This window comes from Edaphosphingomonas fennica, from assembly GCF_003034225.1.
GTDB lineage: Bacteria > Pseudomonadota > Alphaproteobacteria > Sphingomonadales > Sphingomonadaceae > Sphingomonas_E > Sphingomonas_E fennica.
Genome location: NZ_PHHF01000078.1, coordinates 1 through 5303 on the forward strand (window position 1 = coordinate 1; position 5303 = coordinate 5303).

The window sequence follows — 5303 nt, forward strand, 5'->3', positions numbered from 1 at the left end:
TGACCGCCGCGCCGATGTCTTCCTCGGCAGCATCCACCTCGCCGCCGCCATCACATGGTGGTTATGAGTCCCGGCCCTAGCGAGGCGGAAAGGCAACCAAGGGCGCGCTCTCGGATTTCTCATGGCCATCTTCCAGAAGATTGCAGCCTCCAGCTTCGCTGCTGTGCGTCGGACGCTGAAGCGCCGGATGCTGATGCTTACGTTGCACGAGGCCCTTATCCGCGACCGCGACCTGGACATTGAGGGTCGTGAACGCCTCTACGATGAGGCCCGTGAACTGATCCATGCTGAATGGGGGCTCGGGCGTGATCCCATCGGGCGGACCGAGGTTGATCGGGTGATGGCCGACCTCAAGTATCGACTGGCGAAGAAGTTGGACGAAGAGGCGCTCGAACTGGCCTCCGACCCTTATGGCACCGAGTTCGCCTCGTCTCACATGGAGGACGCTGCGTCGGCCGCGGTCGATATCCATCTACCCGAGGAACGGCTTCGCATTGCCGACCTTCTATCGGTGTTTCCGGAGCAGCGGGAAACGAAGGTCCAAAAACTGCTCGATGGACTAGGCACGCTCTGGCGCCAGAATCCCAACGAAAAGATCGTGATTTTCGCCACGTACCTCGGCACAGTGGATCTTCTCGCGCAGGAAATTGAACGGGTGTATCCAGGCCAGGGCGTTGTCGTGCTACGTGGTGGGGATCATGGAGCAAAGGTAGCTGCCGAGCGGCGCTTCAGGCTGAAGGACGGACCGCGCGTCTTGGTCTGCACAGCGGCAGGCCGTGAAGGAATAAATCTTCAATTCGCACGCATTCTTTTCAATTTCGACCTGCCCTGGAACCCGATGGACATGGAGCAACGGATCGGCCGCATACATCGATATGGCCAAGCCCACACAGCCCAAGTCTATAACCTGGTGTTGTCAGACACGATTGAGGGTCGAATCTTTCTATTATTGGATGACAAGCTCACTGAGATCGCGCGCACGCTGGGCAAGGTGGATGATCAGGGCAATATCGCAGAGGACCTCCGTTCGCAGATATTGGGACAGCTATCGGAGCGCCTTAATTACGACCGCCTGTATCAGGAAGCCCTTTCCGATCCCGAATTGAAAAGAACTGCCGTCGAGTTGGAGGCGGCACTTTCCAATGCAAGGGAGGCGCGGGAAGTTGTCTTCGATTTGTTTCAGGACCTCGAAGGTTTCAGCCTTGACGACTACAAGCCGTTTTCCGACGTTTCATCGGGAATGGATCGCCTTATTCAGTTCCTGAAGATCGCCCTCAGTGATAGGAATTGGAAACTCACCAAAATTGACGACCTAACTTGGGACTTGGTTTCAGCGGACGGGGTCCGGAAGAAGCGGTTTACGCTTGACCGAGAGACCGCCACTGTAAACGAAGGGGTGGACCTCTTGGGGCTCGATCATCCCATTGTGCAGGAGGAACTTGGACGGTGGCGCAGTCTTCCACCCGAGCAACTTGGCGTTGCGCTTGAGGGAACCGATGTCGGAGCAACACTGCTTTCATTCTGGCTGGTCGAGGCCTCGGCCGGAACAGGTGAGAAGCGCGTTTCTGTTCAGCCAATTGCGGTCAAATCGGATGGAACGCGAGTCCCTAGCGTTGAGCGGCAAGCGAGCCAGCTCTTCGATGCCGCCGCGAGGAGACCGATCTTGTCACCTGACGAGCGTCTGTCGCTCTTCGCGAGCGCTGTGGAGCCCACGTTGCAGAGGGAACTCAGGCACAAAGGTGCAGCTAGGGGAGACGGGAGTTTTTCAGCCGAACTGATTGGGTACGTGGAGATCGCCTAGCTTCTGGCTCTCATGAACTGACGCCGGTGGAGCATTTTGATTGTTTCGTCGCGCAGGACTCTAGGCATTCAATTCCCGCCCTCTGGTGCATGACGTTCTTTCAGCAGGTAGCCGATACTCCGCCCGTCGACACGACACACTGCGATGACCCGATCATGGGAGATGACACGTCCGCTTCGCCCACGGCGGGCTTCGCATCGCGCAATGTGGCCGAATGCAACCTGCTCGAGCAGCGACTTAGCTCGAGGGCCTTGGGGGGTATGAAGTTCAGGCGCGTCAAAGTCGGCAAGCCGAACTTCGATCCACGTCTGAGGGTCCGGTGACTGACCTACGCAAAGGCTATCGCCGTCACCAACATAGCGCACCACACCTTCAAATTTCTGCCCGTGAAAAGTAGGAAGCTGCCCCTCACAGGGATCGGCTCGTGCCGCAGTGGCCCACGAGAACATTGCGAGAGCGAAGGCCGCCCGGAGATGGTGACCGAGGCGGAGGGCGCCAACGGGACGCTCTGAGCTGAGGGCTAAGGACCGGAGGATCCGATCTCTGCTCGAGGAGAATTCCATCGCCAATCCCCAGCTACCCCAGACCGACCTTGTAACGGGCGAGAAGCTCAGCCAATCGAAGGCGGTCCGCCGTCATAGGCTGTGCATTGCCCGCGGCAAGGCGATCCCCGCTGTGCTCAAAGAGCGCGACGCAGATCTCGCCATTGTCGTGGTTGGAGCGATAGGCAATTCCGTCCGGCGCCGTAGGATGATCGTGAATCGCTCGCGACCACTGTTGCGCGACGGCATGAGGCCCACTCGTGACAGCACCGGTCGCGCCGATCTGCGCTAAGCCGGGGCCATGAAGAGAAACCAAGCGGATGGGCGCGGTGACCTCCACTTCCGAGAAAGATCGTGCCTCTAGGAAAGTCATGGCGAGAAAGCGTGCGCCAACGCTGCGCAGGCAGGTTTCCGCGAAGGCACCTTCGAGCGTCGTCGCAAGATAGCAGACCCCGTAGGATTTTGTCGGATCGTCGAAGCGATTTCCGCCTGTCGAGCCGAAAAAGAGCGGGCCGAGGTCGCTGCGATGGATGCGTATAAGGCGAGCGCCGTTGGCAATCTCTTCAATAGGAAGATCGCGGCTGGCGAAGTCGGGCGGCGGAAGTGGGCCAGAACTAGGCGGCGCCATGTTCGCCGTAAGCCGCCGCTGCCGTCACCACGTCGTCGATCTTGCCCTTGCGAAGCTGTTCGATCGGCCGCTTGCCGCCAAGTCGCTGGTCGCCCGTGAGCATGAAGTTGACGCGCATCCACGGATCATCGACCGTGAAGGCGTCGAGCACCTCTCGGATGCCGGGGAGCAGGCCGTTCTTGCCGATCTGGAAGGCCGGGTAGACATAACCGTCCCCGACGTCGAGCCAGAAGACCTGGTTACGCTCCCGCTTGCGGCCGAGACCCTGCGGCGTGATGCCCAGGTGCTCAGCGAGCTGCTGCGCGGAGAGCGCGCCGCCTTCCGCCTTCAGCATGTCGCGCTTCATCTCTGATCCGCGCAGGAATGCCTCAGTTAGAGGATCGGGCTTGTCGGGCTCGATTTCTGCTCCGATCGCGGCGGCTTCTCGCAGGGAGCTGAATAGCACGTCCGTGTCCGTCGAAGCGCCAACGGCGGCAAGCAAGCGGTCGCGCGGCATACGTTCGGCAATGCGCGCGAGGGCGCGGCCGGTCCGAAGGACAAAGGCCTCGACCAGATCCTCGCTCGGTGCGGGCTCCGAACGGCGGCTGCGCGTAGATGCCGTGGATGTGGCGTTACCTCCGAAGTGGCTGGCGCGGCTGCGGCGGCGAGTTCCGGCTGAAGCTGTGGGCGCCATGGCGATGTCCCTTGGAATGGTTCATTTGTCGTGATAGATATACGTCATGAAATCTGAAACTTCAATTGCGATTGTCATGCAGGCACGGAATCCCGCCAATTGCGCGATTTTGCACTCCTCCATGGGTCGATGCGCTGCGCCAAAAGCGCCGAGAGCCGCCGAGTCCCGCCGATCTCTCGCCAGAAGAATTCCGCACAACCCATTGATGTACGTGCGCTTTTACCGGTTTCGTGCAATCTTAGGTTCATGGATGTCAAGGCTGCAGAACTCGCTTCAGCGGAGGTCATCGACTTCTTCGATTACGCGTCCCCTGAACGGCGCACAAGCCGTCAGAGGAGTGGGGTTGAGCGCCGAACCGTGGCCGCTCGATTGGGCACACGGATCACGGACGATTGGCCGGCACGCGTACCGGTCACCGAGGCTGAACTGGATCTGTTCGAGGCCCATTTCGGCCCGCTCATCGATGAGCTGCTGCGCTCGACCGACTGACTTGCTGAACGGAGGTCCTGCATGAACGCCAGAGCAACCCCAGCCCTGGTGCCGCCGGGGCGTGCCGCTCTCTATCTCCGCGTCTCAACCGGCCGCCAAGCCGAGCATGATTTGTCGATTCCCGATCAGCGGCGGCAGCTTCACGCTTATTGCGACGTGAAGGGGATTGCCGTGATCGCCGAGTTCGTCGAACCCGGAGCATCCGCTACGGACGACCGTCGTCCCGAGTTTCAGAGGATGATGGACTCCGCAGCAGAGAAGCCCGCGCCGTTCGACTGCATTATCGTCCACTCGTTCTCACGATTTTTCCGCGATCAGTTCCAGCTCGAGTTCTACGTGCGGCGGCTGGCGAAGAACGGGATACGCCTGATTTCCATCACGCAGGATCTCGGCGATGATCCAATGAGCGTGATGATGCGTCAGATCATGGCGCTGTTCGATGAATATCAATCGAAGGAGAATGCCAAGCATACCCTTCGCGCCATGCGAGAGAACGCGCGCCAGGGATACTGGAACGGCTCGCGCCCGCCGTTTGGCTACAAAATCGCAGTCGCTGAGCAGCGAGGCACGCGCGCAAAGAAGAAGATTGAGCCAGACCCCTCGCAGACTGAAACTGTTCGGCTCATGTTCCGCCTCGCTAGAATCGGCAGTGAAGACGGTCCCATGGGTTCGCGACAGATCGCCGACTACCTTAACGCACATGGCATTCGGACCCAGACGGGTGGTCGGTGGGGCGTTGGCGCAGTCCACCAGATTCTTACGCGTGAAACATACATTGGCAGGCATCGATTCAACGTCTCGGGCAAGCGGAAGGGCGAGAGGAAATCCGAGGATGACATCGTTGAAATGGCGGTCGAGCCGATCATCAGCGAGGAAGAGTTTGCCGAAGTGCAGAAAGTGATGCGATCGCGAAGCCCACAGCTCAGAGCGCCTCGGTTTGTCTCCGCTGGTACGCTGCTTGGCGGAGTGTGCTTCTGCGCCGACTGCGGCGGAGCGATGACGCTTCGCACCTCCGGAAAGGGCGACCAATATCGTTACTACACCTGCTGCACCGCTGCCCGACGGGGGAAGAGCGGTTGCCGAGGACGCATGTAGCGCGACGATTACGGAGTCCGGTCGGCGTCAATTTTGATGGCCGATAGGTGGCCGCGCCGGTTGGTGAATTCTGGC

At 59.9% G+C, this 5303-nt stretch carries 5 protein-coding genes; 3 read left to right on the plus strand and 2 right to left on the minus strand.

Annotated features, from left to right (window positions below; translation table 11 throughout):
* The first annotated feature begins 121 nt into the window (after positions 1-121).
* Positions 122-1801 carry a helicase-related protein gene (locus CV103_RS19855; protein WP_245896970.1) on the plus strand — a complete coding sequence of 560 codons (1680 nt, stop codon included), beginning with the start codon at positions 122-124 and terminating at the stop codon, positions 1799-1801.
* Between the two features lie 576 nt (positions 1802-2377).
* Here the strand turns inward: CV103_RS19855 and CV103_RS19865 are convergent.
* Together CV103_RS19865 and CV103_RS22225 are read right to left on the minus strand one after the other, a co-directional pair.
* A complete protein-coding gene (locus tag CV103_RS19865; RefSeq protein WP_107395932.1) occupies positions 2378-2971 on the minus strand; it encodes an RES family NAD+ phosphorylase in 594 nt (197 codons plus the stop codon).
* Entirely contained in the window at positions 2958-3644 is a 687-nt protein-coding gene (locus CV103_RS22225; RefSeq protein WP_146163456.1) for a hypothetical protein, read from the minus strand. The genes CV103_RS19865 and CV103_RS22225 overlap by 14 nt, the downstream gene beginning before the upstream one ends.
* Before the next feature lie 99 nt (positions 3645-3743).
* Between CV103_RS22225 and CV103_RS22230 the strand changes: the two genes are divergently transcribed.
* Entirely contained in the window at positions 3744-4133 is a 390-nt protein-coding gene (locus tag CV103_RS22230) for a hypothetical protein (RefSeq protein ID WP_146163457.1), read from the plus strand.
* A gap of 21 nt (positions 4134-4154) precedes the next feature.
* Entirely contained in the window at positions 4155-5228 is a 1074-nt protein-coding gene (locus CV103_RS19875) for a recombinase family protein (RefSeq protein ID WP_211314430.1), read from the plus strand.
* Positions 5229-5303 lie beyond the last annotated feature (75 nt).